Source organism: Blautia acetica, from assembly GCF_038739805.1.
In the GTDB taxonomy this organism is placed as follows: Bacteria; Bacillota; Clostridia; order Lachnospirales; family Lachnospiraceae; genus Blautia.
In genome coordinates this window covers 1-1,235 of record NZ_JBBEWO010000048.1, presented here as the reverse complement: position 1 = coordinate 1,235, position 1,235 = coordinate 1, and the positions used below count along the sequence as shown (strand labels likewise).

At 43.2% G+C, this 1,235-nt stretch carries 2 protein-coding genes; both read right to left on the bottom strand.

Annotation, left to right across the window (positions count from 1 at the left end):
• Window positions 1–18 precede the first annotated feature (18 nt).
• Window positions 19–690, bottom strand: a complete 672-nt coding sequence (locus WBS51_RS15120; protein ID WP_298060513.1) for an IS630 family transposase — start codon at window positions 688–690, stop codon at window positions 19–21.
• Entirely contained in the window at window positions 660–1,169 is a 510-nt protein-coding gene (locus WBS51_RS15115) for a helix-turn-helix domain-containing protein (protein ID WP_342694162.1), read from the bottom strand. The genes WBS51_RS15120 and WBS51_RS15115 overlap by 31 nt, the downstream gene beginning before the upstream one ends.
• Window positions 1,170–1,235 lie beyond the last annotated feature (66 nt).

The following is a 1,235-nucleotide window of genomic DNA, read 5'->3' as shown; positions in this document are numbered from 1 at the left end:
ATTTAGCATTACTGCCACTTACACGGAAGTGGCAGTAAATTTGGGATATAGCGAATTCAATTTGATTCGTGCATCAGCAGTTTTAAATTGCCAATCCACCTTTGCCGCCCTTGTATTACGCTCGGTTTCCCATGCCGATAATTCGCTGCGGAGATGATTGATATCGTCAATTCGCCGTGACAGGCACTGGCGTGTCATTACATTAAGTTCTATTTCAGCGATATCCAGCCAGCTTCCATGTTTCGGTGTATAATGGATTTCCAAGTGTTTTATAAGACGCCTTGCTTCTGCCGCAGGATACTTTTTATATAAGGATGCCGGTTTATGGGTATTAAGGTTATCCATTACAAGAATGATTTTTTCCACTTCTGGGTACATGACATCAACAAGGTATTTTATTTCTTCTGCCCAGTCAACTGCAGTCCGGTGCTCCCGGACACTGACATGATGCTTCCCAGCAAGAGGTTCTATGAAAGCAAAGATGCTGCATGTACCATTACGGATATATTCGGAATCTACTTTCCGGTCATCTCCCGGGCGCATTGGCAGCGGTTCCCTTGTCTCTCCCAACAGCTGGTATGGTTTTTCATCCATGCAGACGACCGGACGCATTGGGTCATACGCGAGTTCATAGACATCGAGAACATCTTCCATACATGCTATGAATTCTGCATCCTCTTTTGGCGGGATGCACCAATAGTCATTGAGGTGAGGTCTAAGTTCATTTTTTTTAATACCCTGCGGATTGTTTCTCTGCTGACTGGTGTTTCCAGTTCAATACGTGCTTTCTCTTCCAGAAGCCGGAGTGTCCATCGGGAGTGTCCTTCGGGTGCCGGATCGCAAGCAATTTGAATCAAATGCGCTTCCGTCCGTCCATCTGCCTTGCGTAATGCCGCACTTGAATTTGGGCTGATGTTGTATTTGACAATATTAGTAATACCGTTCTTAACATAAGATTGGATAATATTTGTAACCGTAGCCGGACAGACCGCATAAGTATGTGCAATTTGTGAGTGGGTCAAACCAGTACCACTGACTTCATCTAACTCTAATAAAATCTGACATCTCTTTAGGACGGTTTTACAGGTTTTCTTATCCCTAATAACCTTACGAAGAGCTGACACTTCATTGTCACTGAGTATAATATGATATGTTTTAGGTCTTGCCATAATGAATCACCGCCGTTTCTTTTTAGTATATCATGAAACGGCATGAAGCAAAAGAATAATTGTGTT